General features: G+C 48.6%; 1 protein-coding gene and 1 pseudogene. One reads left to right on the forward strand and one right to left on the reverse strand.

Annotation, left to right across the window (positions count from 1 at the left end):
* A pseudogene (locus Q0605_RS08525) lies at positions 1-180 on the forward strand (hypothetical protein); the annotation flags it as partial.
* A gap of 773 nt (positions 181-953) precedes the next feature.
* On the opposite strand, the gene Q0605_RS08530 reads toward Q0605_RS08525, so the two are convergent.
* Complete coding sequence (locus tag Q0605_RS08530; RefSeq protein WP_298706161.1) at positions 954-1640, reverse strand: MOSC domain-containing protein; 687 nt, start codon at positions 1638-1640, stop codon at positions 954-956.
* Positions 1641-1771: the final 131 nt, after the last annotated feature.

The raw sequence follows: 1771 nt of genomic DNA on the forward strand, positions 1-1771 counted from the left end.
ATTTATCTGCAAATCGCGCCTGATTGGGACGGCGAGGACGAGCTTTTCGACATCAAAAACATCGATACCGCCGAGCTCGCGCCCTTTATTAATCTTAAAAAAATTGAGACGACCGGCATCGGTATATCCAAAAAGGCGCGAAAAGCCTGCGCGGATGCGGGGATTACGATAGTGGAGTGAGCGCGGTAATGGACTTTAAACTCTGCGGCGCGCGGTTTTTAAAAAGCTGAAATAGGCTTTTGAGCTGCGGTGTGCGCTCTTAAAGGTCGTAATTGTTGCCGCGCCGCGCAAAATTCCACGCAAAATTCTACTTATAGCGAGCGCTATAAATGGGCTTTGAAAGGCGCTTGGCGAAGCATCTGACTGTCTAATTTGGCGCGCGTTACAAAGCTTTGAGAAAGCTCGTTTGCAGCGTAAGAGCTGTGCCGCTAAATGCGTGAGATGAGTGTGTCGTGCGAGTAAAAATAGTTCGCTTTTTGATTTTTGATTTTTGATTTTTGATTTTTGGGAAAAAATTCGCTGCATAGCAAGAGAGTTAAATTTACCGCTTTTAAATTTTAAAATTTACAAAGAGCGCGCGCGGCTTTTAATGTGCGATTAAATTTAGACTTCATAGCGGCTTAAATTCTAAGTGCGGTTGAATTTGCGTCTTTAATTCTGCTTGCAGCCTGTATCATGCCGCAAAACATGGTGCGAGAATAGATCGTTTGCGTGCGTGAGGCGCGGATTAAATTAAAATTCCAGCTTTGAAATTTTACGGCTCGCACTTAAGAAGTGGTTTTGTGCGCTGATACCGAAAGTCCAGAAGATGTTTTAAATGCTCAAGTCTAGAAAGTATTTTGCAAGCTGGCTCGCAAGAAAGTATTTTTGAAGTCCGCATCAAGAGTGTGTTTTAAAACAACGAGACGCGGCGCTGCTTTGCTGGTTTTATCACGCCGCTTCGAGGCTAAATTTCATAGTCGCATAAAGCCGTCGTCGTAGCTGCCTTCTAGCTTGCGGCGCATATCCTCGCGCCATTTTGGCGTAAGCGTCGTAAGTAGGTTAAATTTTGCTAACAGCCCTTCATCGAGGCGATCGCCGTAAAATAGACGGTTAAGCTCCATTATGCTCATCGTAGCGGGGTCGCGCTCTACGACGTAGATCTCGTCGCCCGCGCGGCACGAGCCAGCCTCTAGCACGCGGTAGTACCAGCCGGTAAGCCCGCTACGTGCGATTTCCGCCGTCATCTCCGCGTTGCCCCAGCGCATCGAGAGCTTGTAGCAGGGCTTGCGCGGCTGGCTTACTTGCAGCACCAGCGAGCCTATGCGGTGCACATCGCCGATGCAGACGTTTTGTTCGTGTAGTCCGCCGATCGTGAGATTCTCGCCCATTGCGCCGTAGGCTAGATTTTTAAGCCCCAAAAATCTCTCCCACGCGGCGTAATTTTGCAGTGAGTTGGCAAAGATCGCTTTCTCCTCTCCGCCGTGATGCAGCGTGTCGGCTACCGCGTCGCCCTCGAACCCAAGCTCATTCGCGCGCACTTCACCCGCTCTGGCTTGCTTAAAAATCGCCGTCTCCCAGCGCCTTTTTAGAGGCTGCGTAGCGCGCTCGTCGCCGTAAGCGCGCGGTTGCCCGGTCAGCAATGCCTTTAAAACTGGCATTTTTCGCTCCTTAAAATTTGCATCCGTTCTCCTTAGATCATAAAATTTTAGGCAAGAATTTTAGCTAGAAAAGAATTTTAAAATTCTAAATTTTGCGGCGATTTTGCGCTAAATTTCAAGTGCGGGCTTGA

Origin of the sequence: uncultured Campylobacter sp. (assembly GCF_938017705.1) — a bacterium.
In the GTDB taxonomy this organism is placed as follows: domain Bacteria; phylum Campylobacterota; class Campylobacteria; order Campylobacterales; family Campylobacteraceae; genus Campylobacter_B.

Coding starts and splice junctions, on each gene's coding strand:
- Q0605_RS08530 (WP_298706161.1), bottom strand. CDS start 1,640: ATGCCAGTTTTAAAGGCATTGCTGACCGGGCAACCGCGCGCTTACGGC.